The 23,467-nt window shown below is 41.5% G+C and carries 24 protein-coding genes, 2 tRNA genes and 1 other annotated feature; of the genes, 3 read left to right on the forward strand and 23 right to left on the reverse strand.

From position 1 onward, the window contains the following. Positions 1–61 precede the first annotated feature (61 nt). From CC90_RS0109400 to ispF, 8 genes are all read right to left on the reverse strand, one after another. The gene (locus CC90_RS0109400) at positions 62–1,921 is read right to left on the reverse strand and encodes an SGNH/GDSL hydrolase family protein (RefSeq protein WP_031390521.1); all 1,860 of its coding nucleotides are present in this window, start codon (positions 1,919–1,921) and stop codon (positions 62–64) included. 45 nt (positions 1,922–1,966) lie between these two features. After that, on the reverse strand, positions 1,967–2,707 hold the full coding sequence (gene rlmB / locus CC90_RS0109405) for a 23S rRNA (guanosine(2251)-2'-O)-methyltransferase RlmB (protein ID WP_031390522.1): 741 nt from the start codon (positions 2,705–2,707) through the stop codon (positions 1,967–1,969). Positions 2,708–2,877: 170 nt separating this feature from the next. Further along, positions 2,878–3,312 carry a Mini-ribonuclease 3 gene (locus CC90_RS0109410; protein ID WP_031390523.1) on the reverse strand — a complete coding sequence of 145 codons (435 nt, stop codon included), beginning with the start codon at positions 3,310–3,312 and terminating at the stop codon, positions 2,878–2,880. Beyond that, positions 3,297–4,706 carry a cysteine--tRNA ligase gene (cysS, locus tag CC90_RS0109415; protein ID WP_031390524.1) on the reverse strand — a complete coding sequence of 470 codons (1,410 nt, stop codon included), beginning with the start codon at positions 4,704–4,706 and terminating at the stop codon, positions 3,297–3,299. The genes CC90_RS0109410 and cysS overlap by 16 nt, the downstream gene beginning before the upstream one ends. A 44-nt stretch (positions 4,707–4,750) precedes the next feature. Next, positions 4,751–5,440 (reverse strand): serine O-acetyltransferase, encoded by a 690-nt coding sequence (epsC, locus tag CC90_RS0109420; RefSeq protein ID WP_031390525.1) that lies wholly within the window; start codon positions 5,438–5,440, stop codon positions 4,751–4,753. 48 nt (positions 5,441–5,488) lie between these two features. Beyond that, positions 5,489–5,718: a binding site (T-box leader), on the reverse strand. 55 nt (positions 5,719–5,773) lie between these two features. Then, positions 5,774–7,072, reverse strand: coding sequence for a GTPase HflX (gene hflX / locus CC90_RS0109425; protein ID WP_031390526.1), 1,299 nt, complete (start codon positions 7,070–7,072; stop codon positions 5,774–5,776). Positions 7,073–7,117: 45 nt separating this feature from the next. Next, positions 7,118–8,386, reverse strand: coding sequence for a GNAT family N-acetyltransferase (locus CC90_RS0109430; RefSeq protein WP_165919304.1), 1,269 nt, complete (start codon positions 8,384–8,386; stop codon positions 7,118–7,120). A gap of 28 nt (positions 8,387–8,414) precedes the next feature. Continuing rightward, positions 8,415–8,957, reverse strand: coding sequence for a 2-C-methyl-D-erythritol 2,4-cyclodiphosphate synthase (gene ispF, locus CC90_RS0109435; protein WP_031390528.1), 543 nt, complete (start codon positions 8,955–8,957; stop codon positions 8,415–8,417). Between the two features lie 324 nt (positions 8,958–9,281). Here ispF and CC90_RS0109440 point away from each other — a divergent pair, with 324 nt between their 5' ends. Both CC90_RS0109440 and CC90_RS0109445 read left to right on the forward strand, forming a co-directional pair. Continuing rightward, the gene (locus tag CC90_RS0109440) at positions 9,282–9,890 is read left to right on the forward strand and encodes a class I SAM-dependent methyltransferase (protein ID WP_031390529.1); all 609 of its coding nucleotides are present in this window, start codon (positions 9,282–9,284) and stop codon (positions 9,888–9,890) included. A gap of 19 nt (positions 9,891–9,909) precedes the next feature. Continuing rightward, positions 9,910–10,479, forward strand: a complete 570-nt coding sequence (locus CC90_RS0109445; protein ID WP_031390530.1) for a TetR/AcrR family transcriptional regulator — start codon at positions 9,910–9,912, stop codon at positions 10,477–10,479. A 59-nt stretch (positions 10,480–10,538) separates the two neighbouring features. Here CC90_RS0109445 and CC90_RS0109450 read toward each other — a convergent pair whose 3' ends face one another. From CC90_RS0109450 to CC90_RS0109490, 9 genes are all read right to left on the reverse strand, one after another. Continuing rightward, the gene (locus tag CC90_RS0109450) at positions 10,539–11,687 is read right to left on the reverse strand and encodes an aldo/keto reductase (RefSeq protein WP_031390531.1); all 1,149 of its coding nucleotides are present in this window, start codon (positions 11,685–11,687) and stop codon (positions 10,539–10,541) included. 121 nt (positions 11,688–11,808) lie between these two features. Next, positions 11,809–12,420: a class I SAM-dependent methyltransferase gene (locus tag CC90_RS0109455; RefSeq protein WP_031390532.1), complete on the reverse strand. Its 612-nt coding sequence runs from the start codon at positions 12,418–12,420 to the stop codon at positions 11,809–11,811. A gap of 139 nt (positions 12,421–12,559) precedes the next feature. Then, on the reverse strand, positions 12,560–13,015 hold the full coding sequence (locus CC90_RS0109460) for a GNAT family N-acetyltransferase (RefSeq protein ID WP_031390533.1): 456 nt from the start codon (positions 13,013–13,015) through the stop codon (positions 12,560–12,562). 163 nt (positions 13,016–13,178) lie between these two features. Beyond that, entirely contained in the window at positions 13,179–13,646 is a 468-nt protein-coding gene (locus tag CC90_RS0109465) for a hypothetical protein (RefSeq protein WP_330373207.1), read from the reverse strand. A gap of 27 nt (positions 13,647–13,673) precedes the next feature. Continuing rightward, entirely contained in the window at positions 13,674–14,030 is a 357-nt protein-coding gene (locus tag CC90_RS0109470) for a hypothetical protein (protein ID WP_031390535.1), read from the reverse strand. Positions 14,031–14,089: 59 nt separating this feature from the next. Beyond that, positions 14,090–15,241: an aldo/keto reductase gene (locus CC90_RS0109475; RefSeq protein WP_031390536.1), complete on the reverse strand. Its 1,152-nt coding sequence runs from the start codon at positions 15,239–15,241 to the stop codon at positions 14,090–14,092. 28 nt (positions 15,242–15,269) lie between these two features. Further along, a complete protein-coding gene (locus CC90_RS0109480; protein ID WP_051869365.1) occupies positions 15,270–15,917 on the reverse strand; it encodes a hypothetical protein in 648 nt (215 codons plus the stop codon). 533 nt (positions 15,918–16,450) lie between these two features. Further along, positions 16,451–17,428 carry a serine hydrolase domain-containing protein gene (locus CC90_RS0109485; protein WP_031390538.1) on the reverse strand — a complete coding sequence of 326 codons (978 nt, stop codon included), beginning with the start codon at positions 17,426–17,428 and terminating at the stop codon, positions 16,451–16,453. A gap of 20 nt (positions 17,429–17,448) precedes the next feature. Further along, positions 17,449–18,282, reverse strand: a complete 834-nt coding sequence (locus CC90_RS0109490; RefSeq protein WP_031390539.1) for a MerR family transcriptional regulator — start codon at positions 18,280–18,282, stop codon at positions 17,449–17,451. 395 nt (positions 18,283–18,677) lie between these two features. On the opposite strand from CC90_RS0109490, the gene CC90_RS0109495 reads away from it, so the two are divergent. Beyond that, positions 18,678–19,124, forward strand: a complete 447-nt coding sequence (locus tag CC90_RS0109495; RefSeq protein WP_051869366.1) for a cupin domain-containing protein — start codon at positions 18,678–18,680, stop codon at positions 19,122–19,124. Between the two features lie 410 nt (positions 19,125–19,534). Here CC90_RS0109495 and CC90_RS0109505 read toward each other — a convergent pair whose 3' ends face one another. From CC90_RS0109505 to argS, 6 genes are all read right to left on the reverse strand, one after another. Next, complete coding sequence (locus CC90_RS0109505; RefSeq protein ID WP_031390541.1) at positions 19,535–19,969, reverse strand: hypothetical protein; 435 nt, start codon at positions 19,967–19,969, stop codon at positions 19,535–19,537. A 408-nt stretch (positions 19,970–20,377) separates the two neighbouring features. Next, a complete protein-coding gene (locus CC90_RS0109510) occupies positions 20,378–20,620 on the reverse strand; it encodes a hypothetical protein (protein ID WP_031390542.1) in 243 nt (80 codons plus the stop codon). 424 nt (positions 20,621–21,044) lie between these two features. Continuing rightward, positions 21,045–21,194, reverse strand: coding sequence for a DUF3006 family protein (locus CC90_RS24005; RefSeq protein WP_108702620.1), 150 nt, complete (start codon positions 21,192–21,194; stop codon positions 21,045–21,047). Between the two features lie 184 nt (positions 21,195–21,378). Then, positions 21,379–21,452, reverse strand: a tRNA-Met gene (locus CC90_RS0109520). An 8-nt stretch (positions 21,453–21,460) separates the two neighbouring features. Beyond that, positions 21,461–21,533 (reverse strand) — tRNA-Val (locus CC90_RS0109525). A 150-nt stretch (positions 21,534–21,683) separates the two neighbouring features. After that, positions 21,684–23,450 carry an arginine--tRNA ligase gene (gene argS, locus CC90_RS0109530; protein ID WP_031390543.1) on the reverse strand — a complete coding sequence of 589 codons (1,767 nt, stop codon included), beginning with the start codon at positions 23,448–23,450 and terminating at the stop codon, positions 21,684–21,686. Positions 23,451–23,467: the final 17 nt, after the last annotated feature.

A 23,467-nucleotide genomic window follows, 5' to 3' on the forward strand; every position in this document is an offset into this window, starting at 1 on the left:
CAAGTACAACGGATCGTTACGATTCGTTGTACTTGCAATCTCATCGCCGCCTGAAGTCTCATCAATTTATAATAATCGCTTCGCCGCCGTATTCATAGTTGTTCTTCGTTTCCTGCGTCTTTTTGGTGTTATCCTCGCTGCCGGAAGAAGGAGGAGGCGTCTGAGGTGTGGATGCATCGCCTTGTGCCGGTAAGGTAGTGACGATTACCGCGCTGTCCGCTGCCTTCCTATTATTTTCTTCTATCTGCTGTAATTCTTCCGCACTTATGGTTTCTTTCCCGCCAGGTACCTCTTCATTCCCCTGGCCCTTCACGTTCACATCATTTCCTGACACGGCGTTATCGCTCACCGTAGATTCGGCTGCGTTACCACTGATCGTTTCGCTCTCAGGGGAATTTCCGCTGACAGTCGTTCCATATAAAGCATCATTCTCCATAATCCGGATAATCTCACTTGCAAAATGCTCTGCAAGAATCTGATAACCCGCCGGATTGCCATGTACTCCGTCCGGCATATAGGCGGAAATAATCTGAGAGTCATGAGTGTCCAAAATATTGGAATTATATAAGTCAATCACATCGATACCGTATTCCGCTGCCAGCTCCTTAACCGCATTAGTAAAAACGTTTTGCGGAAGGAGATAGCCCCTCTGACTCATCAAGTAATCCTGCAAAATATTAGGTAACGGAGTTGCAAATATAATTTTTACATCGGGATAATTTTCTTTTAATCCCCGCATCAGTTCATCCACATCGCCATAAAACGTCCGTGATTTCCGCTCATTTATATTTCCCAGCTCGTCGATTGAAGCCGCAAATCCATCGTTGGTGCCTCCCATAACGAGTATAATATCCGAATCCTCCGGAATCTCTTTATAGCGGTCAACAAAAGCCTCGTCCCAGTATCGTCCGTAGGAAGATCCTCCGATTCCTAAATTATAGACCTCTTCCGCATTTAATATGCTTTTCAGCACAGACGGATAAGCGTATTTTGAATAATCTTCAAGGTCATTCATATTGTCACCTGCCGTCAGGCTATCTCCGAGACAGGCGATCTTCATATCCGAAAAATCAATTGTTCCATTAGAAATCGTCGCCTTATCCTCTCCGTTTGCCATTATGGTTTCCACGTAGGAGGAACGCACATTTCTTTTTTCTTCTAAGGTAGTCCCCGTTTCTTCATACCGGAAAGGAATCACCTGACCATCCACCACCGCATTTCCCGATATAGTCTCTTGCTTGCCGTCTGTCGTCATTCCATTTCCCGATATAGTTTCTCCGGCTCTCTCTTTCGGCGCATTTCCCGATATGGTTTCCGCCGGATCGGCATCTTTCGCCTCCGCTAAAGCCGCATTATTATTCAAAACGACAGCTGAAGAATCATTACCCTGCGGTTTTGCCTTTTCGGGTATATCTATGATAATTGCATCATCCTCACCGTACACCTCATCTGCAAGCTGTCCGTTTTCCGTTACTGACTGCCCTTGCCTCGATGCTTCTTCCGACTGCTGTCCATCCGCTTCCGCAGAATCTGATGCTGATTCCTGTACAGACTGTCCCTGCTCCGACGCACCTTCTGTCTTCTGCCTATCCGTTACTGCGGAATCCGACATTGCTTCCTGCACGGGCGGTCCTTGATCTCCCTGCTTCTGATCTGATTGGTCTTGCCCGGTCGCACCGTTTATTTTTTCATCCAGGAATTTCTGTAATGCCTCTCCATTCTCAGACAGTTCCTTAATCTGAGTCCGCATATCGTCTATTTCCGACTGCACTTCCTGATTCCGCACATTCAGCTCTTCCTGATGTATTCTTTCTTTATATAAAGCATAGCCCTTGTGAATCAGCAATGCCGCGAGGGTTACGGCCAATAGGCCCATAACCCAAAATAAAACTTTCTGAATATGATACGAATCCCTTTTCATAAATTACCCCTAATTATCATTTTACAACCTATGCATCCTGCAATGTTAAATCATACGCTGTCTCACTATTTCATAGGCGAGAACTCCTGCCGCCACCGATGCGTTCAAAGAGTCTATGTCGCCCTTCATGGGAATGGACGCGATGAAATCACACTTTTCTCTTACCAGTCTGCCTACGCCCTCTCCCTCATTTCCTATCACAAGGCCGATGGGCCCCTTCAAATCCAGCTTATACATAGAGGTACCCTCCATGTCCGCACAAACAAACCACAATCCGAGCTTCTTCAGATCCTCTATCGCCTTGGTCAGATTGGTCACCTTCGCCACCGGTGTATAATTCAGTGCCCCTGCCGAGGTGCGCGCCACCGTAGCGGTAAGTCCGACCGCACGGTTCTTCGGGATAATGACTCCGTGAGCGCCTGCCAAATTCGCCGTCCTGATAATTGCCCCCAGATTATGAGGATCCTCAATGTTATCCAGCAAGAAAATAAAAGGAGGCTCTCCCTTTTTCTCTGCTGCCTTCAAGATATCCTCTACTTCCGCATACTCATATGCAGCGGCATAAGCGATGACCCCTTGGTGCTTTCCTGTTTCCGACATCTGATCCAGCCTGTCTCTCGTCACGAACTTAACGATGGAGTTCTGCTTTTTCGCCTCTCTCTTTATTGTCATAATAGGCCCGTCCTGACAGCCGTCCAATATAAATATTTTATCTATCGGCTTTCCGCAGCGGAATGCCTCTATGACCGCATTTCTTCCTTCAATAGTAAATTCTTCGTATCTCATATTTTATCTATCCTGCCTCATCCGGTTATATAAACCTAATTTAATTATATCTCATACCTTTCCCAAACATCCATAGCTTTTGGGAAAATTAAGCTTTTCTTAAGCAAATATTCATACTATATTATAGTATAATATCTGCAATGATATATTCACCCTATCTATCATCATATTTACAGCTCTATATTTATCTTATGTAAACTTAACTTCATCAATTCGATAATCCGATCCATATTATCCTGAAGATAGAGATAACCTAGCAGAGCCTCCATTCCCGTCGCCTTCCTATAATCGTTCAGCGTGGCATTCTTCGCCTTCGCATAAGACTTTGCATTTCTGCCCCGTCTGTATACCGTCAGCTCGTCCTCCGTCAGCTCCTCCTGCAAGGCATCCGCCATAGCCGCCTGCGTAGCAGCATTCACATATTTTATCGCCATCTTATGCAGATTGTTGGCAGAGCGGTTCCCTCGCTCTACCACGACCGTCCTGACGATAACATCGTAAATGCTATCTCCGATATAAGCGAGCGTAAGAGGCGAATATTCATTAATATCCACCTCTTTACAGTTAAATTCCCTTTTTAGTTTTGCAATTAGACTCTCTTCCATTTAACACCTTCACGTGTATCTTCCAGAACAATACCCTGATTTAACAATTCGACGCGGATTTCATCCGCTCTCGCAAAGTTCTTCTCTCTTCTTGCCGTCTGCCTCTCCTCGATAAGCTTTTCAATATCAGCACCCGGAAGCTCTTCCTTCTTCTCCACGATAAGACCGCAGATATCGGACAACTTTGTGATTTCATCCTTAAGTGCCCTTATAAATTCTGCCGTATTCGATGCACTTACGTTGGTATTGATGAACTTTACCAACTCAAAAATTATGGAAATTGCATCCGCTGTATTGAAGTCATCGTCCATCGCCTCATCGAACTTCACGGCGAAGCCCGCAGCCTCTTTTTGCCGCACCTCTTCCTCTGCACTCATAGGCTCTCCGGAGGCATTTTCCAGCAAATAGCTTAAGTTGCTTACACTGGTCACGATCCTTTCATATCCGCTCTTCGCCGCATTCATCAAATCCGCGCTGAAATTCAACGGACTTCTATAATGTGCCGACAGCATGAAGAATCGCAATACTTGTAAGTCATATTTTTCAGCGATGTCCCTTACGGTAAAGAAATTACCCGCAGACTTGGACATCTTTCTATTATCGATGTTGAGAAAGGCATTGTGCATCCAATATCTGGCGAAAGTCTTGCCATTAGCAGCCTCGGACTGAGCGATTTCATTTTCATGATGAGGGAAAACGAGATCCTCTCCACCTGCATGAATGTCGATTTCATCTCCAAGATATTTCTTACTCATCACCGAGCACTCAATATGCCAGCCGGGACGTCCATTGCACCAGGGCGAAACCCAGTAAGGCTCGTTATCTTTCTTCGGCTTCCAAAGAACAAAATCCAGGGAATCCTCTTTCTGGTTCTCTCCCGACACGAGAAGGGAACGGTTACCTCCTTGCAGATCGTCCAGATTCTTATGGGAAAGCTTTCCGTATTCTTTGAATTTACGGGTTCTGAAATAAACGGTCCCGTCCGCGGCCTTGTAGGCGAAGTCCTTCTCGATCAGACGAGCTATCATTTCCAGCATGCCGCCGATTTCGTTAGTTGCAAGAGGATGAGTGGTGGCAGGCCTTACATTCATCGCCTCCATATCCTTCTTGCATTCCGCAATATATCTTTGGGAAACTATCGCAGCTTCCACGCCCTCTTCCAAAGCCTTTTTAATAATCTTGTCATCCACATCGGTGAAGTTGGAAACGAAATTGACCTCGTAACCCTTATGTTCCATATAGCGCCTTACGGTATCAAACACGATCATCGGTCTGGCATTGCCTATATGAATCAGGTTGTAGACAGTGGGTCCGCAGACATACATCTTTACCTTTCCCTGCTCTATCGGTACGAATTCTTCTTTTTTCTTGGATAACGTATTGTAAATTTTCATTTCTCTTAACCTTTCTCATTTACTCATAAAACATTATTATTCAATTATGATTTTTCCTGTTCTGTACGCATCTGCCGCCTTAGTTCTCTCAAAGAAGCTTCCAGCTCTAATACGCGGTTTGTCAGCTCGCTGTTCTCGCGCCGCAATCCGGCAATATCCTCTTTTACCGGGTCCGGAAGATTTATTTGATCCATCTCTTCCTGAGGCAATGTCTGATTGTTTCTCTTTACCACCCGGCCCGGAACGCCTACTACCGTAGAGTTTGGAGGAACCTCCTCCAAGACCACGCTGCCTGCGCCTATTTTAGAATTATCTCCAATTTTAAAAGAGCCTAACACCTTGGCTCCGGCACTTATCATTACATTATTTCCTACTGTAGGATGTCTCTTCCCGCATTCTTTTCCGGTGCCCCCCAGGGTAACTCCCTGATACAGCGTCACATTGTCCCCGATAATCGTCGTCTCTCCGATGATGACTCCGTGTCCATGATCGATGAAAAAGCCTTTGCCAATCTGCGCGCCCGGATGAATCTCGATTCCCGTCTTGCGAACACCTCTCTGAGATACCCATCTGGCAAAAAAATAATGTTTTTTCAAATACAATTTATGCGCCAGTCTGTAATGAAGCATTGCCTTAAAGCTGGGATATAAAAAAACCTCCATCGCACTATGAATTGCCGGGTCACGTTCTCTGATTACGGCAATTTCTTCCCGCACTCTTTTTAGAAACCCCATATCATTCCTCCATATCAAAAAAACTCCGTCCTCCTAAGAATATAAATAATAAGAGACGAAGTTATCCGCGGTTCCACTCTAATTAAAGACGATTAAAAATCATCTTTCCCTTGTGTAGCGTAACGTGCTTTTCCGTACCCGGATACTCAAAATCCTTCTTTCTCCGGATCAGCTCACAAATGCACTTGGGTTATCTTCGTATCGGGACTGCTTTCAGCCGATGGCATTCCCTCTCTGGCATCGTCAGATAACTTACTCTTTTTGTTCGAAGCCTTTATCCTATTAAGACGAAGCATAGTTCTTACTTCAGCATATGCAAAAACCCTTTATTTGTCAATACATTTTTGTATACTGCCCATATTTGCGGACGTCCGCAGCATGGCAGCTGACACTTAGCCGTATGCCTGCTTCCAAATATTCCTGCTCAAATACCTGCGCGTTTTCCATGAAATATGATACGACCTGCCCCTTATCATAAGGAATTAAAAATTCAGCCTGCACATAGTCCGCATAAACGGCCTGCAAAATCATCTCGGTCAGCTCTGAAAGTCCCTGTCCGCTCTTTGCCGATATATAAATTTTATTATCTCCTACCTGTTTGGGCAAGGAATCCATGCTGCACAGATCGGCCTTATTATAAATATAGATGGCGGGAATATTTACAGCGCCTATTTCCTGCAAAGTCTCTTCTGTTACCTTTATCTGCTGCTTGTAATCCTTATCCGAATAATCGATAACATATAAAAGCAAATCTGCGTTTTTAACCTCTTCGAGAGTAGACCGGAATGCCTTTACCAGTCCGTGGGGCAGCTTGTGAATGAACCCTACTGTATCGGCCAAAAGGAATTCTTTGTTATTTCCTGTATTGATATTTCTTACCGTGGTATCCAGCGTGGCAAACAGCATATCTTTTTCCAGCACCTTCTTCTCCTCGTCCTGCAGATACCGCTCTACCATTGCGTTCATCAAAGTGGACTTTCCGGCGTTGGTATATCCTACCAGGGAAACCTTGGGAATTCTGGCCGACAGCCTGCGCTTGCTCTGGGTCTCTCTTTCTTTGGAGACCTCTTCCAGCTCTCGTCTAAGCTCCACGAGCCGCTTCTCAATCTTCCGTCTGTCCAATTCCAGCTTCTTCTCACCGGCTCCCTTGCTGCTCATACTGCCGCTGGCTCCGCCCTGCCTCGTTAAAGCCTCATGCATTCCTACCAGACGGGACAGGAGATATTGCAGCCTCGCCGTCTCCACCTGCAATTTGGCCTCTCTTGTTTTCGCCCGTTTGGAGAAAATATCCAGAATCAGGGTAGTTCTGTCTAACACCGGCGTCTCCAGTTCCCTTTGAAGATTGCGAAGCTGGGAGGGTGTTAACGAATCATCAAAAACAACGATATCCACCTCCAAGGCTTTCGCATATTCCTTGACCTCCTGCACCTTACCGGTTCCAATATAATGAGCCTTGTTCACCGCTTCCATCTTCTGCGTCACTACACCTGCTACCGACATATAGCACGCTTTCGCGAGTTCTCCAAGCTCATCCATGGAACGCTCAAAGTTCTCATCTGCTCCCGTATCCAATCCCACCAACAGAGCCTTTTCCCATTCCTGAGGCTCCGGTTTCAATATTTCTTCTTCCATATTATGCCTTTCTTTTATCATACGGGTTTTTTTGATGTCCGTATTTTATACAATCTCATTAATAAATACGCGGGAAAATAATTTTATGCTATTTAGTTTACATAAAACATCACCTTTTTGCTCGTTCTGAGGTATTTCAAAACACTCCTCCGGCGGGCGATAGCCAAATACCCATGAAGTCAGACTATCTATCGTCGTAGAGCAAGATACTTCGGCTCCGACATTCCGATTTCTTTGTATATCGGCTTCCCGGTATCCCACAGAACATTGCCATATGCCATTGTTCCCTTCCAGCATCGGGTCAGCAATGCGAATATTCAAAATAATATCCTCCTTATCTCCTGCTTCGCTGCAAGCAGTCGATGTTTTTTTTCTAAGCAGGGACAGCATTGCCTGCACGTTCAAGATTCTTGCCATGATGATGGGCTTATCCCCTGCTTCTTCCAAAAAACCGCTCTGTTGACAGAAATAGTCATCATCGAACAGAGCCTCCTGTATGTCCGTTTTCTGCCCTTCCTGCGTATATAGAAAATATCCGGTTATTTTTTCTCCTTGGGTTTCCGTTTCCCGCAAGCGGCATGATTCCCTCTTTTCCGATTCCCGCAGTAGAAATATGGCTCCGTTTTGCACTTCCAACTCCTTGATCAGCGTATCGTAATAAGCTTCGTCTCTGCGTATGAACACGTCATAGCTTTCCTTCAAACGAGAGCTTGCATAGTGCAGCAATTGAGGAATTTCCTCCCTTTGCAGTACCGCCGTTTCCCAAGGCCTTCGCGGATGGCCGGAGGATGAATTTCTTATCGTTTCCTGGAGCGCTAATACTTTCACCTTATATTTCTTTTTATCATAAATATAAACAAACTGGAAAGGCTCATAAATTTTCGGACTGGCAGGCATCAAAAAAGCAAAAGGCTGGTTTCCCGCATACATGTAATCCATGGACGCCTTTAGCAGCTCTCTCATATACCCCCTATGCCGGTATTTCGCCTCCGTAGCCACCCCTACAATATAATTTATCTCCAATGAAGCAAAGGTATCACCCACTCGCAGTTCCATAACGTAAGGTGACAAATGCAGCATTGCTGCCGGGGCTTCCCGCTTTAAATCTGCCGTTATTAGTTCTTCTGTATCTCCCGTGTCAGAATATCGCTCTTTTTCTGCCTCGCCAGTATCCGGATATAGTACAAAGGCCCGGTTTCTCCCTGCCTTTTCTTCAAAATAATAGCCTGTAAACTCATGGGAGTCCTCGGAAAATACCCGCTCCCACAAAGTTCTGAGCGCAAGACATTCTTCTCCTATTATCTCTTTTATCATATTTCTGATCATGCTCCTTCTAAAGCTCTCACCGATGGGGGCAACCGCCGCATCCTTCGCATTTGTTGGGGGAAGCCATATCCTCCGTGTAATAGTTCATTGGGCTTGTGAGCAGGCAGATAGCTTGTGAAGAAATCCCTTCTCCGGTCCCCGTAAAACCCAGGCCTTCTTCTGTCGTAGCCTTTACATTTACCTGTTCCGTCTCAATGCCCAGCGCATGTGCAATATTTTCCCTCATGCTATCGATATAGGGGCGCATCTTCGGGGCTTGTGCGATAATAGTAGCGTCGATATTCTCTATCAAAAAGCAGTTTTCCTCCAGCCGCTTTCCTACCTCTTCTAACAGCTTTATGGAGGAAGCCCCTTCATAAGCCGGGTCAGTATCGGGAAACAGCTTTCCGATATCGCCTAAAGCAGAAGCACCGAGAAGGGCATCCATAATGGCATGCGTAAGGACGTCTGCGTCCGAATGGCCGAGAAGGCCTTTTTCATAAGGAATATTAACTCCCCCCACAATTAAGGGGCGGTTTTCTATTAATTTGTGTACGTCGTAACCCATTCCGATTCTCATATTTATTTTATCCTTTCTTACCGCGTGTTTATTCAGGTTATGCGCGGTATCAAAATTACTGATTTCTGTTGAGCTTTAAGATGCCTTTTTATAGTTTCGTTTTTCTAGTTCCTGTTGCGGCGATAGAACCCAGGCTAGCACAGCATCGTGAAATGATTATAACATTCTTTCTATTAAATAGAAACGGATTTATTGAAGTATATTTTTCGATTACATAATATTTTAAGTTTTGACAAATTTATAAATATTATTAATGAATGAATATCATTCATTGACTTCAGAATTAATTGGTGATACACTATTCACGAAAAGGAGAATATCACAATGAATAATAAAAAGGAAAAATCAAAGACTGCTTTTAACCAACAGGCCCCCACTTACGATATAGATATGAAAGGAGCACATGCAAGAAATTTGTATCCTGCTCTGTTAAAAAAGCTGTCGAATATTGAATATCATACCGTTCTTGATTTAGGATGCGGTACAGGGGCTATCATTCAGGCGATTCTTAGGGAAGCTCCCGATAAAGAAGTCTACGGAATCGATATATCCGAAAAAATGCTGCAAAAGGCCAAAGAAAAGCTGACAGGCAAAGCAACTCTTACCTTAGGAGATTCCGAACATCTGCCTTATCAGGATTCATTGTTCGATGTCATCTATTGCAACGATTCCTTCCATCACTATCCGCATCCCGAAAAGGTGCTGGCAGAGGCCCATCGTGTTTTAAAACCGGGCGGAACCATTATTATAGGCGATTGCTGGCTGCCTTTTGTAAGCAGAATTATTATGAATGTTTTTATACGCTTTAGTAATGAAGGTGATGTCAAAATATATTCCGAACGCGAAATATGCGATATGTTAAATTTGCATTTTCATAATGTTACCTGGCAAAAAGCAAACCATTCTTCCTACATCGCTGCCGCAGCAAAATAATAGAAACAGGAGGTACAAAATGACTCGTATTTCAAAAGAACCTGAAGTGAGGAAGCGAGAGATATTAGATGCCGCTACAGTACTTTTTTACGAAAAGGGTTATGAAAAGACATCCATGACCGATATTGCAAATAAACTAGGCGTCGCTCAGGGACTATGCTACCGCTATTTCCCCTCCAAGGAAATCCTGTTTGATTGTTCGATTCAAGAATATGCACAAAAAATAGCGGATAAAATGAAAGTCGTTCTTTTCGACGACACGCTGACACTAATGCAAAAATTAGAAAATATGCCATCTTTTATCGACTTTGAAAAAGATGACAGCGTCAATTACAAAATATTTCACAATGAGAACAGCAAAAAAATACACGACCAATTGTCTATGAAGGTCTGTGAAATTATGGTTCCAGCCGTTTCCGAGCTGATCAGAAAGGCAAATGAAAGCGGGGCGCTAGACATGCCGGACTACGAAACTGCCGCATCCTTTGTCGTATATGGTCAATTGGGAATTCTGCTTAATGAGAAAATGGATATCAAAGAAAGAATGGAAAAAATCAAAGCGTTCCTCAATCTTATCATGCGGGGGTAACATAATAGCCGGAAAGAAATAGTAAAAGTACCACTTCCTTCCGGCTGTTTTCCTTAATATTATATTCCAAAAACCAACGCAGCATTTTTCATGTTCTCTATTACCGGAACCGAAAACGGGCATTTCTCTTCACAGCTCCCGCATTCAATACAATCAGAAGCGTGTGCGGATAGTTCTCTGTAATGCTGCCCTACTCCTTTATCTGCCGCGCTCTTATCCATAACCGCTATATCCAGATATTTGGTGACCGCTGCGATATCTATTCCCGCAGGACAGGGCTGACAGTGATTGCAATAAACGCAGCTTCCCTTGAAATCGCTGTTCATCCCACGAATCACCTCGGTGTAATCAAGACCAGCCGGGTCCGCATTCAAGTAAGAGACCGCCTCTTCTATTTGTTTCCTGCTCTGACAGCCTACCATAACGCTGGCCACCGCCGGCCTTGTAAGTGCATAATGAATACACTGGTTCACAGTAAGCGACTTTGAAAAGGGAGTCTGTTCCTTAGAAAGCAGCTTTCCGCCGCCCAGCGTCTTCATTACGGTAATAGGAATATCAAGTGTCTCACATGTCTTATAAAGTTCCAGCCGCTTTTTATCGATTTCCAGCATCCTGCTTTTATCAAAGCCCTCGCTCAGTGTATTCAGGGCGTCCACATCGGCCGGAATCATATCGAAAGCAGGATTAATGCTGAACATCAATAAATCCACAATTCCTGTTTCCACCACCTTCTTAGCGATAACGGGATTATGGGAGCTGGCACCGATTCCTCTTATTACCCCCTTTTGCTTCAAGCTTTCCGCGTAGCGCACGATATCGGAATGAAAGACCTCGTCGAAGTGCTGCTCGCTGTCGATAAAAAAAAGCATTCCAAAATCGATATAGTCGGTGCCTAAATCAGTAAGCAGTCCTTCGAAATACTTTTTGCAGGTCGCTAGATCCCTTGAAATGTCATATTGATAATTTATATCTGTGGAACCGATATGTCCCTGAAGCATGAATTTATCCCGATTGCCCTTTATGGCTTTACCTATCTTCCGGCGGATGTCGCTGCCCGGCATAAACACGTCCATCATATTTATGCCATTTTCCATGGCTGCATCGAGGGTTTCTTTTACGACCTCATATTCCTTTCCATCCAGATGCTCGGTCCCCAGACCAATAATACCAGCCTCCATTCCCGTTTTTCCCAGCTTTCTATACCTCATACTTTTCCTTCTCCTTTCATTTCTCTTTTATTTTCTCTCCCATATAGACTGCCGCTTTCCAGCACATTACGGATATGCCGAATGCGACTGAATGAGTGATACCCGAAAATCTGAAATTGGTTCACTTAACGCAAATATATTCAATCCAATTTCTGTTTTCATTATAATCAACAGCAGAGAATCCTGTCTGTTTCAACAGTTCGACCATCTTAAAACTGTTTTCATAATTCTGCAAATGATAAGCAATTTTATCCTTTTCACAAATTATATAAAAATCGCCATTGGGCTTTAATATCCTTAAAATTTCACTTAACCCTTGTTCTATATTTCTCCAGTAGATGTGTGTCTGGACAGCAAAAATTTTATCAAACATATCTGCGGAAAAAGGAAGCTTTTCAACAGAAGATTGTAAAATTTCTACTTTGTTTCGCTGGATATGTATTCTATTTTTCTTTTGCGAATTTCTTACTGCAACCGTTGAAATATCTATGCCATAAACTTTTCCGTTTTCTGAAATAAATTCAGCGAATTCGTTTACGGTTGCTCCGCCGCCACAGCCAATATCCAAAATATAGTCATTACTTGAAAACTGTATTTTCTGTATTCCCCAATGAGTCATATTTCTAAATGTATTATTCCATATAGCCGTCATTTTAGAGCCGACTATCCCACTGGGATCCTTGCATTGCCGGATTAAATAATTTAATAAGCTATTATCATATTGCTTTGTCATATGTTCCCGCACCTTTGTATATTTTTTCAACTACAGCTCAGCTTCTGATGCCGCTATAAAATACTGGCTGCACGCCAGAGGCCGTCAATACAATCATCAGTACTATTTATTTTTCGCTGCAATCCATTTCTGATATCTATCAAAGCCTTTTTTCCATGATCTCATAAACCAATATAGCGCCATTCTCAACTATCCGTTTTTCATGCTTTATGGTTCTATATCCTCTGCATTCATATAAATGGCTTGCCGGAAGAGATGCGTCTAAACAAACCGTATCATAGTTCAACGCAATCTCATCTTCAAGGCACTTCATAATATAGCTGCCATACCCGCGCCCCTGAAAAGCAGGATCGACATAAACTCTTGTAATATGGTTATCCTTACGACTCCCCGTTCCCACCAAACGATTATCATCCAATAAAACACCGATACCACCGCTTTTTATATCCTTAATAATGCTTTCCAGACTGTGATGCCTGCAAAAGAAGTCCACTACTTCTTTCGGATAGTATTTCGGATAAATTGCAGTAATTGTATCTTGTACCAATTGAAAAATTTGTTCTTTGTTTTCTTCCGTTGCCCTTATATATTTCAAAGCGATTCCTCTCCATTCCCCCAAATTCAATTTATAAAAATTAATATATCCTCGATATCCTAATCTTGTAATTCGTTCTTTTTATTTAGTTGTCAAACAAAAAAGCGGTAGAAGCAGGCAGCTTTACCGCCGGATAAAATAGCATCTCTGTTTCACTATAAATCTAGGAAACGGTTGAACTTTGAGAGAGCTTGATCTCTATCAGTTCTTTCGCAAGATACATTGGTTCTATCATATTTTTATAACGTATATACTGTGAAGTCCCTTCCGCAAATTTCCCCTGAGCCTTTTCACATTTACTAATAATCGATGCCACCGGAGGAAGCGCCTTTTTCAAATCCTCTTCTGTGTAATTATCGATAAGATGCTTGCCCTCAGATTCCTCGTTTTGTGTTAAACCATCCTTTAGCAATGCCTCTGAAATATACATCGCCTTTATTCGATTTCTAAGAAGCGTGTGCTGAGAAGTTCCTTCCTTGAACTTTCCCTGCATCTTTTCACATCTGCCAATAAAGGAGGACACTGCCTGAAGCGCCTCCGTTAATTCCTTTTTTGTATAGTTATACATAATATCCTGACCTTCCCATGATTCCTCCTGACTATTCTGTGGTATCGCTGCCGAGTGTTTCATTAATTACTGCAATGCCATAGATAATTCTCATTCAGAAGCAATCATAAATTTGAAGCCTCCAATCATTACTTCAAAAGTATAATCGCTCCATGGCTGCAGCTCAATACTTGTCGCTTCCAGTTTCTTATGATTATCATATATCTGCCGAAACTCATCCTTCGGAACTGTAATATAGAAAACAACCCCACATCCTATATACGATATCTGTTCTTCTCTCACATATCCATGCGTAATTCCAAGCAATATCGAATTATTAGAAAGAGAAACACTCACCAAGGGGTCCCCGCTTTCCGGAGGCTTGGAAAAATCAATCTGCCATCCGGCTCCTTGAAATATTTTTGCTGTTTCGTATGGATCTTTGCAAGCAAGAATTGGTTTAACCATTATGTATTACCTCCAAATCTTCAAATGATATTTAAAGAAGTCTTATGCTTCCTATCTGGTCAAACCCCAAAGAATCTTCTTATAAAATAACGCATCGGTTTATATGTTATGCCTTCCAGCTCCTTTTTTACCTGCTCCAGTTTTTCAGGAATGGGTATGCTTTGCGGACAATGAGTTTGGCATTTGCCGCATTTTATACATTGAGATGCGCTGTTGCCTCCGGTAGTCATAATATACATAGCCTTGGACATTATTCTGCCGCGGCTGGCTGCATCGTTCAGTGCAGAAAAGCTGCTTGGAATATCTACTCCCTTCGGGCAGGGCATACAATATCCGCAGCCGGTGCAGGGCACCTTCATGGAGCGCTGGATTTCGGCTTTCACCTTTGCATACACTTCCAGCTCCACTTCCGTAAGAGAACCTGCTTCCGCATCGGAAAAAGTCCTCACATTTTCCTCTATTTGCCCCATTTGATTCATTCCCGACAGCACTGTCAGTACTTGAGGATGATTGAGCACCCAGCGAAATCCCCATTCCGCAGGAGAACGCTTCACATCAGCCTGTTCCCATATAGCTCGAATAGACGTTTTCGGATTAGCGAGAGTGCCTCCGCGCAATGGCTCCATGATCATAACAGGAATTCCCTTCTCCCCGGCCCGCTCAAGACCTGCCGTTCCTGCCTGATTATTTTCATCACAGTAGTTATATTGAATCATACAAAAATCCCAGTCATATTCCTCTAACAGCGCCAAAAACTCATTTTGCGGACCATGGAAGGAAAACCCCAGATTGCGGATGGTACCGGAAGTCTTCTTTTCATCGATCCATTTTTCGATTCCAAGCTCTGTAAGCCGCTTCCACGACCTCACATTGCCCAGCATATGTATCAGATAATAGTCGATATGGTCCGTTTGCAGCCGCTCCAGCTGCGTACCGAAGATACGGTCCAAATCGCCATATTTTCTCACATTATTATGCGGAAGCTTCGTCGCAATGTTAACCTTCTGCCGCATTCCGTCCTTCGCGAGTATCCTTCCGAGAGTAGCCTCGCTGTTTGGATAAATGTACGCAGTATCGAAATAGTTCACACCTTGTTCCATGGCATAGCGAATCTGCCGCTCAACTTCCTTCTCGTCCTTGTTAAACCGCATACATCCAAATGCCAAGGCTGAAATCTTTTCGCCGTTCTTAGGATTTGTTCTGTACTGCATGGTAAGCCCTCCTTTATAGTTTTATACTTTAAAGCGGTTCTAATGCGATGAAAGCGCCTCCGCCGACAGTGGTAGAAAGCCATAGTTTTACATCGATAAACTGCTTCCTTCCCTGATCATACATCTGTGCTTTCAAATCTTTATCTGCGGACACCAAAGTCACCCAGTGCCAGTTATCGAGGTTTCGCACCGCTCCATTGGATAAATTTAAAAAAGCTACCGGTAAATTATCTGAAAAGGCAGAGATTAGAAACTCCAATACCGTTTCCATACCGGGACGCATTTTTTCTTCCGCCGGAACCTCCAAAAGTCTGGCCTTCAAGGGTACTTCATGTTTTACGCCAAAGCCGATTGCTCCGTCAATAAAAACAGAAGCTCTGTCCACCCCTCGCAAGCCCGGCTTTACATAGCTCCAGACCTCCTCCATCAGACGCAGCATTCCCGCATAGCTCGTTCCGTCTCCGTCATAAAGCCCGCTGCATTCCTCCGGTCTGGTAGCTGCCAGATACCACAGTAAATTGGATGCTGCCGTCGGGCCGCATCCGCTCATCCTCTGAATCCATCCCGGATACCAGACTTGATGCGCTCCATAAGAAATTGATCTCCCTTTATGAATATGAAGCCGTTCGGGATAACGTATCGACGCCTCCCGTAAGGCTTGTGTTCTTACATCCATTGTGTTACCACCTCTTCTATCTATTAGCTCTCGCTGCATAATTGCTTCGATATATTCTTTTTATTCCGCTTCTGAAACGGGAGCGAAATTGTTGTTTAACCAAAAATGAATCGAAATCCCTTTAACCCCGTTACTGTCTCAAAGCCTATAAGCTACGCAATGCAGTTCTTACAACCCTGTATATCTAACATAACACTTCCCCTTTATAAAAACAATTTCTTTATAAAAAAGGAACGAGAAATTTAACCATTTCCTAGCACAGCAAGTTTATCATAGATTGCGCCATATTTAAGAAATCATTTTCCACCTATTTATTACTTTACTAATTATGAATGAACTTTGATATGATGAAGCTTTCATGGAATATCATAAATAAAAACGAAGAAAACTGTAGCGTACATATCACATCAAGGTGAATTACAGCTACAGTTTTCTTCATTAAATTTATAATCCTTAATAGCAGATACGCCGAATCCGGATATTGCCATAAACATACTGATTTTATATTCCGTTCTTTGCATCTGCTTAATTCACTATACGCAATTCTCAAAGATTGGTTCAATATATTGTTTGATAAATTCTATTCTATCCGTAACACCCGGCTTAAAAAAGGACGCAATAGAAACTACTATGTTTTTCTTTGTATTGACATAGATAACATTTCCCCCATCTCCCATTGCTGCATAGCCATTCTCATCAATCCACCATAAATATCCATATGGCAAATCGAGTTTTTCCCACCGGCTATGTTCCTTTGTACTCTCTTCTATCCACTTAGACGATACAATTTGGTTATTTTCCCATATTCCACCGGCTAAATATAATTGACCTATCCTGGCCATATCCATAGGTGTCAGCGTAAGCCCCCAGCCTGCTGTATTTACTCCGGATGGGTCAACAACCCAGCCGCTGATATTGCTCGCTTTGTTAAATGCGAGTTGTTCCTCTTTACTATGAAAAACCAAATTGGTCTTAACGCTGATTCCCAGCGGTGAAAATAAATTTTCCATTGCGAAATCAAATACAGATTTACCGGTCGTTTTTACAAGAATGCCCGACAAAATATCCGGTCCTATGAGGGGTGCGTATCTAAATTTTCCTATCTGTCCTCTTCCCCCTAATAAATCAAGCGTAAATTTTACATAGTCATCACTTGTGAAATACTTTTTATACGGTGCCAATTTATATTTATACGGAGCTGTCATTATCAATAAATCCTTAACTGTAACATCCCGTATTGTGTTTTCCCTTCTTTTAACTATGTAGTCAGGGAAGAAATCCAATACTTTCTGATTAATATCTTTAATGTATCCTTTGTCCACGGCAATCCCAAACAATATGGAAACAATACTTTTCGTTACTGAATAAACATGGATTCTGCTGGAAGCAGTGCATTCATTAAAATAATTTTCATACAGTGTTTTACCATCTTTAAATACAACCATGCCTGCAATATTGCTATAATCATTATTTATTTTTATTTCCAACGCTGTCACTTTTTCCTGATTCATATAAATTTCTCCCTTATCAACTATTTTCTTTTCAGCTTCTTTTTAACAGGATAATAAATTTCGGTTATAAGCTCACTTTCTTTTGAGACTTGGGACGGGTCGGTTACATATACTTCATAGAGAGCGTTGTCGCATTCATACCCTTCCATTTCCGCCCATTCACGTTGTCTCGTATATACAGAAGGTAGGGCAGAATAAGAACCATATATAATCGTTTTTAGGCACAGGCCCGGATAAAAGTCTCTTGTTCCCGTAACATACTCTTTTACCGGGATAGCGAATTCAATATCTAAACCGGAGGGACTAAATTCTGCACTATGGAAAAGTACCATTGGCGGGGCAAGCATAGTTAATTTATCGCCGGCAATTTTCCTGAATAATTTACTAAAGCAATTTCCATATTCTTCAGCAACTTCGTGTTCAGGAACCATTTTTCGGATAGATAGAAGATACATCATTGGTACTTCTACAAGTTGAACATCGATGCTTTCCATATATGACATAATTGATTTGCCTAATTTCAAATTTGATATATCATTATTTATTTTCGCTAAAGTCTCTTCAAATTCTTGCACCTGTTTCTCTATTTCTTTTTTTTTCCCGGTAAGTGCCAGGAAAAGCTTTTCATCCAATAATTCTTCTGATTCAAGTATTGTTTTAATTTGTTCCAATGAAAAATTGTATGATTTCAAACGGTTAATAAACAACATTTTTTTTAATTGTTCGATAGAATAATATCTATAACCATTCTCAGGGTTGATTTCATCAGGTATAATCAGTTCTATTTCAGCATAGTAACGAAGTGTCTTTGTGGATACTTCGCATATCTTTGAAAACTCACCAATTGATAGCATCGCTCCTCCTCCTTTTTACGTATCTCATATGCTTTACTTTACACCTTGCCCTAAGGGCAAAGTCAATGTGATAAAATCTGCATGATACATAATGAAAGTAACATGATATAAAAATATAGTCAAAAAATGTTATTACATATAATCAAAAAGCGAAAATGTTGTAAATCAACGTCTCGGCATCTATGGGTAACGAGAGGAGGCTTCGAATTCTATCTCCTCACAAAATACTGATAGAAAGGCATTTTCCAGCACATGAAAATAAATCATTGCATGAGTGGGTAAAAGAAAAACGATAGGTATATGTAATAATATCTATCATAGTTATCAATATCCTACATAACTTGGTACGACCAGCTCATATAATAATATTATCTAATCTCTCAAGGAGTGACAATATGGATATATATACCGACGGTTTCCCCGGCAACTCAAACAATATCAATCAGGGGGCTATTCCATTTGTAACAAATCTAAGACAGGATGTCTTAACCAATACCAACTTTTTTACTGCCCGATGGACTGGTCTATATATGCAGCTGGGGCTTATGACGATTCCGGCCAATGGAGAAGCCGGATTAGATATGCTTATAAATTCAGATCAGTTTTATTACATTGAACAGGGTACTGCCTTGGTTATTATGGGCATGAGCCAAGAATACCTCAATTTTCAGACGCAAGCATATAAAGGATTTTCTATTTTTGTTCCGTCTGGAACCTGGCACAATATCCTTAATATCGGAAATATTAATTTAAAAATGTTTCTAACCATTGCACCTCCCTTTCTTCCATACAATACTAATTTTGAAAAAACCGAAGATTGGATACCTGCAAAATATTATTAATGCATTTTATTGTTTACTGTGAAATCATATGAACACTTTCAGTTGGTGGGGTAAAAGAAAAGCATCCATTCGAAGAAGGGCATCTTCCATACATAAAAGGGGTTACTACAAATAAAAAACCAACAATCGTAATTGATGGTTGGTTTTTTAGATACATTCATGGCTATTCCACTAACTTAAGTAATCTTTGCCAGTTACCGCAACTAAATCATTTTCTATTTGTACATAAACATTTTCACAAGTTCATTGGACCCCATTCCAGCTTCCGGCATCTTCTGAATAAAATGTAAACCAAACTTGTGTTTAATCATCGTCTGATGTTTTTGTATCTGCAAGTTAAGAATAAGCACACTTCCAGGAGCAACAAAACGCTGCTTATCATGAATCTCTTTTTATTATGACTACCTTATTTATAAAAATTGATACATATCTTCAGCAAGCTTTTTCTCAAGTCCAATGAGTCGTTTTGTAATATTTTTAGATTTTTCATCAGCCGCTTTATACTGGTTTAGATATTTATTGAGCGATTTTACTCCCATATTACAACCATCTGTTATCAAATCAGCAATTGTTTGATCGGAGTCATTCATAACCAATTTAACATTTGTTTTTATCCACGACATACTTTTAGCTATCGGGCTCGGTTCTTTACCATCGTCGTGAAATTCATTTAAAAGGGAGTCAATTTCCGCTTCTAATTTATCATGATTGCTTTTGCAGTCAATCAGATATGCTTTCAAATTATTATCAGAAACATATTCCAACACCTCATCAATTGACTCAACTCCCATTTTAATCCCTGCATTGCACTCACGCAATAATTTTATGGTATCTGGTTCTATCATAATATCATCCAACTCCTTATTTTATAGTTTAAAATAAGTATGTCTTTTTTTATCACTAATATCCAAACTTTAACTTAAAATATTGTAAATTAATACATTATACTTTCTCTCTTTTTCGGAAGAAAACCGAAATTGATTTTTATAAACCATTATATATATTCTCCGCGTTTTTTCAATAATACTCCATAAATCTAATGGTTTAATCCGTATATATCCTTAATTTTCATCATATTTTATGGGCGGACACTCATTCTGCCTTATCATATTTTATTTTTCTCTTCATTCGTATAAATATTTCCTATGATTAAGGTAGAATAAGTTGCACAAAATGAACAGAAGATAAAAAGAGTGTAAAACACTTAATAATTCAATAGGTTTTACACTCTTTGTTTTTATGTATTTATATGATTATGCGATTCTTTTTTCTAAATCTTCGATACGCTTTTCCAGTTGGTCGATTTTCTTAATAAGGATAGACACTGATTCTCTTTCAAGTTTGCAAGCATTGACTTCATGTTGCATACTTTCGAGTGTATTTTCGATGCGGTCAAAACGTTTTTCGATTTGATCTAAGCGATTATCCATGCGACTTTCCAAACGCCCAATCTCGTTAATGATAGCGTTTAGCATTTCATTCATTTCTTTGTCCATGCGTGTCATACCCCCTTGTATGTGTGAGTATAGCATATCTGGAGTGTAAAGTCTATTCAATTATCGAGATTCTTTATGGTGAAAGTTAGTGGTAATTTGATGATTAATGCCTATATGGGAATTGCCCCCGCTCTTATAAATGTAAGCAACGCTGACCGTTTAGACCGATTGTTAGTTTGTGATTCTATTGCTTCTGTAACTTCGTTGGGGCTTAATCCCGACGTATTAATGAGTTCGCTTACAGATCAGTCTTTTAGTTTCTTTTCGTTAAATAGGTCATCTAGCTCTTTCTGTTCAGATTTAATTCTGGTTTGTAACGCAGTTCAATAGATTTTTTAGGTTTTCTTCCTGCCATATTTTACCTCCGATATCATATAATTATAAAGTATATGGACAAGATTTCTTAATTATTAATTTAATATAATTATTGTTCGTTTTTATATTCAATTTCAATTACGTCGCCTTCTTGAATGTCTTCTGCTAACCAACGACGCGCGATATCATAAAAATAATCACTGCCATCTACTTCACAAGTCACTACTCTGTTTTCTATTTTAATTATCTTTAATTTCATTAAACTTCCTTTGTAATTAATAATGCGTTAAATTCGATCCAGACTGTCTTTGCATTTTGACCCCAATTCTGTCCCCATATAATTCACAATGTATTAGTCTATGAACGGTCTGAAATGGTTGTTTTTATATTTGGAAAATAAAAAGAAATGCCAAAAACATCGTGTTTTCTAGCATTTCCAAGAGTAGCGAGAGGGGGATTCGAACCCTCGACACTACGGGTATGAACCGTATGCTCTAGCCAACTGAGCTATCTCGCCATATAATATGGGACCTATAGGGCTCGAACCTATGACCCTCTGCTTGTAAGGCAGATGCTCTCCCAGCTGAGCTAAGATCCCACATTTGTTAGGTTGCTTTCCGCAACCCGCTTTGCTAGTATACAATTTTATTCCCCTGCTTGTCAAGGGATTTTCTGAAACTTTTCAGCAAAATTTTAACTTTTTTCAGCAATCTGATTTTTCCTGACAATTCCTATACCGGAGGATATATCACATTCTCTCCGGTGCTTGGAAACCGAGCACATCGATACATGTTCCCAGTACATCACGCGTCAATACGAGAAGCGCTATAAAGCCTTCTTTCTTGGAAGGATCCTCTTCCGTCAATATCTTCGTCTCATGATAAAAATGGTTAAGCGCATTCGCCAAATCATAAATATAGGCACACACCTTATGGGGCGCAATTTCTTCATAGGCGCTTTCCATCATGGCGTTGAAACCTACAAGCTGAAGCATCAGATTCTTTTCCGACTCTCCGGTGGGCTCCTGAAGAACTACCTCCACCAACGAGCCTCCCATTTCCTTATATTTGGTCAAAATGGACTTAATGCGCACGATTGTATACAAAATATACGGACCCGTATCCCCTTCAAAAGAAGTAAATCTGTCCATATCGAAAATATAATCCTTCGACGCCTGATTGGATAAATCGCCGTATTTTATCGCAGACAGAGCCACTACACGAGCAGTTTCCCTTGCCTCTTTTTCCGGTACCAAACGGTTCTCCGTGATTTTACCATACATCTCTTCATTGATTTCGGAAAGCAGCGATTCTAAGCGCATCACGCCGCCCTCTCTCGTCTTGAATGGCTTACCGTCCTTGCCGTTCATCGTACCGAATCCAAGAAAATACAGCTTTGTCTCCGGTTGTACCAGCTTTGTTTTCCTCGCGCAGCGGAATACCTGCTCGAAATATAAATCCTGACGCTTATCCACAACATAAATAATTTCATCCGGGTGTATCCGGTTCATACGCTCCATAATTGTCGCCAGATCCGTAGTATTATAAAGGGATGCGCCGTCGGATTTTAAAATCATGCAGGGCGGAATCTCTTTCGTATCCGATTCTTCCTTAACATCTACCACCAGAGCACCATCGCTTATATATGCGTATCCCATTTCCTTCATATCCTCTACCATATGGGGAATCAAATCATGAACGTCGGATTCGCCCTTCCAAAGATCGAATTCCACGTTCAGATTGCGGTAATTTTTCTTCAAGTCGGCTACCGAAACGTTAATAATATGTTTCCAAAGAGCACGATACCCTCTCACTCCACTCTGAAGCTTGAATGTAGCGTCCATGGCCTTCGCCTTGTAAGAAGCGTCTTCCTTAGACTTGCCGCTGGCCGTAGGGTAGATTTCCTCCAGCTGCGAAATGGTAAAAGGCGCCTCCTTAGGATATTCTCCGTTGAAAGCTTCATCGAAATATACAAGCTCCGGGTAACGCTCCTGAAGCTCTGTAATAATCAATCCCATTTGCAGGCCCCAGTCACCCAGATGAATATCTCCGATTACCTCGTGTCCCGCATATCGCGCGATACGCTTTATACTCTCGCCGATGATGGCTGAACGCAGATGGCCTACGTGCAAAGGCTTCGCTATATTCGGGCCGCCATAATCGATTACAATTTTCTTAGGGCTCTTTGGCATGTCCAATCCAAATTTAGAGGAATGTGCCATCTGGTTCAAATAATCCTTCAAAAATTCCGGCTTCAGTTTCAAATTCAAAAATCCGGGATTTACTGCAATCACTTCTTCAAATATCTTGCTGTCGTTTAACTTCTGCGCCACTTCCTGCGCTATGATAATCGGCACCTTTTTATACTGCTTCGCGCCTGCCATCGCTCCGTTACATTGATACTCACACAAATCGGGACGATTTGACAATGTGACCTTCCCCAGTTCTTCCGCATATCCTGCCGATAAAAAAGCACGCTTCATCTCATCTGATATTACATCAAGAATTTTATTCATTACATTTCTTCCTTCCT

Origin of the sequence: Kineothrix alysoides (assembly GCF_000732725.1) — a bacterium.
GTDB classification, from domain to species: Bacteria; Bacillota; Clostridia; order Lachnospirales; family Lachnospiraceae; genus Kineothrix; species Kineothrix alysoides.

Coding starts and splice junctions, on each gene's coding strand:
- CC90_RS0109400 (WP_031390521.1), bottom strand. CDS start 1,921: ATGAAAAGGGATTCGTATCATATTCAGAAAGTTTTATTTTGGGTTATG.
- rlmB (WP_031390522.1), bottom strand. CDS start 2,707: ATGAGATACGAAGAATTTACTATTGAAGGAAGAAATGCGGTCATAGAG.
- CC90_RS0109410 (WP_031390523.1), bottom strand. CDS start 3,312: ATGGAAGAGAGTCTAATTGCAAAACTAAAAAGGGAATTTAACTGTAAA.
- cysS (WP_031390524.1), bottom strand. CDS start 4,706: ATGAAAATTTACAATACGTTATCCAAGAAAAAAGAAGAATTCGTACCG.
- epsC (WP_031390525.1), bottom strand. CDS start 5,440: ATGGGGTTTCTAAAAAGAGTGCGGGAAGAAATTGCCGTAATCAGAGAA.
- hflX (WP_031390526.1), bottom strand. CDS start 7,072: ATGGAAGAAGAAATATTGAAACCGGAGCCTCAGGAATGGGAAAAGGCT.
- CC90_RS0109430 (WP_165919304.1), bottom strand. CDS start 8,386: ATGATAAAAGAGATAATAGGAGAAGAATGTCTTGCGCTCAGAACTTTG.
- ispF (WP_031390528.1), bottom strand. CDS start 8,957: ATGAGAATCGGAATGGGTTACGACGTACACAAATTAATAGAAAACCGC.
- CC90_RS0109440 (WP_031390529.1), top strand. CDS start 9,282: ATGAATAATAAAAAGGAAAAATCAAAGACTGCTTTTAACCAACAGGCC.
- CC90_RS0109445 (WP_031390530.1), top strand. CDS start 9,910: ATGACTCGTATTTCAAAAGAACCTGAAGTGAGGAAGCGAGAGATATTA.
- CC90_RS0109450 (WP_031390531.1), bottom strand. CDS start 11,687: ATGAGGTATAGAAAGCTGGGAAAAACGGGAATGGAGGCTGGTATTATT.
- CC90_RS0109455 (WP_031390532.1), bottom strand. CDS start 12,420: ATGACAAAGCAATATGATAATAGCTTATTAAATTATTTAATCCGGCAA.
- CC90_RS0109465 (WP_330373207.1), bottom strand. CDS start 13,646: ATGAAACACTCGGCAGCGATACCACAGAATAGTCAGGAGGAATCATGG.
- CC90_RS0109470 (WP_031390535.1), bottom strand. CDS start 14,030: ATGGTTAAACCAATTCTTGCTTGCAAAGATCCATACGAAACAGCAAAA.
- CC90_RS0109475 (WP_031390536.1), bottom strand. CDS start 15,241: ATGCAGTACAGAACAAATCCTAAGAACGGCGAAAAGATTTCAGCCTTG.
- CC90_RS0109480 (WP_051869365.1), bottom strand. CDS start 15,917: ATGGATGTAAGAACACAAGCCTTACGGGAGGCGTCGATACGTTATCCC.
- CC90_RS0109485 (WP_031390538.1), bottom strand. CDS start 17,428: ATGAATCAGGAAAAAGTGACAGCGTTGGAAATAAAAATAAATAATGAT.
- CC90_RS0109490 (WP_031390539.1), bottom strand. CDS start 18,282: ATGCTATCAATTGGTGAGTTTTCAAAGATATGCGAAGTATCCACAAAG.
- CC90_RS0109495 (WP_051869366.1), top strand. CDS start 18,678: ATGGATATATATACCGACGGTTTCCCCGGCAACTCAAACAATATCAAT.
- CC90_RS0109505 (WP_031390541.1), bottom strand. CDS start 19,969: ATGATAGAACCAGATACCATAAAATTATTGCGTGAGTGCAATGCAGGG.
- CC90_RS0109510 (WP_031390542.1), bottom strand. CDS start 20,620: ATGGACAAAGAAATGAATGAAATGCTAAACGCTATCATTAACGAGATT.
- CC90_RS24005 (WP_108702620.1), bottom strand. CDS start 21,194: ATGAAATTAAAGATAATTAAAATAGAAAACAGAGTAGTGACTTGTGAA.
- argS (WP_031390543.1), bottom strand. CDS start 23,450: ATGAATAAAATTCTTGATGTAATATCAGATGAGATGAAGCGTGCTTTT.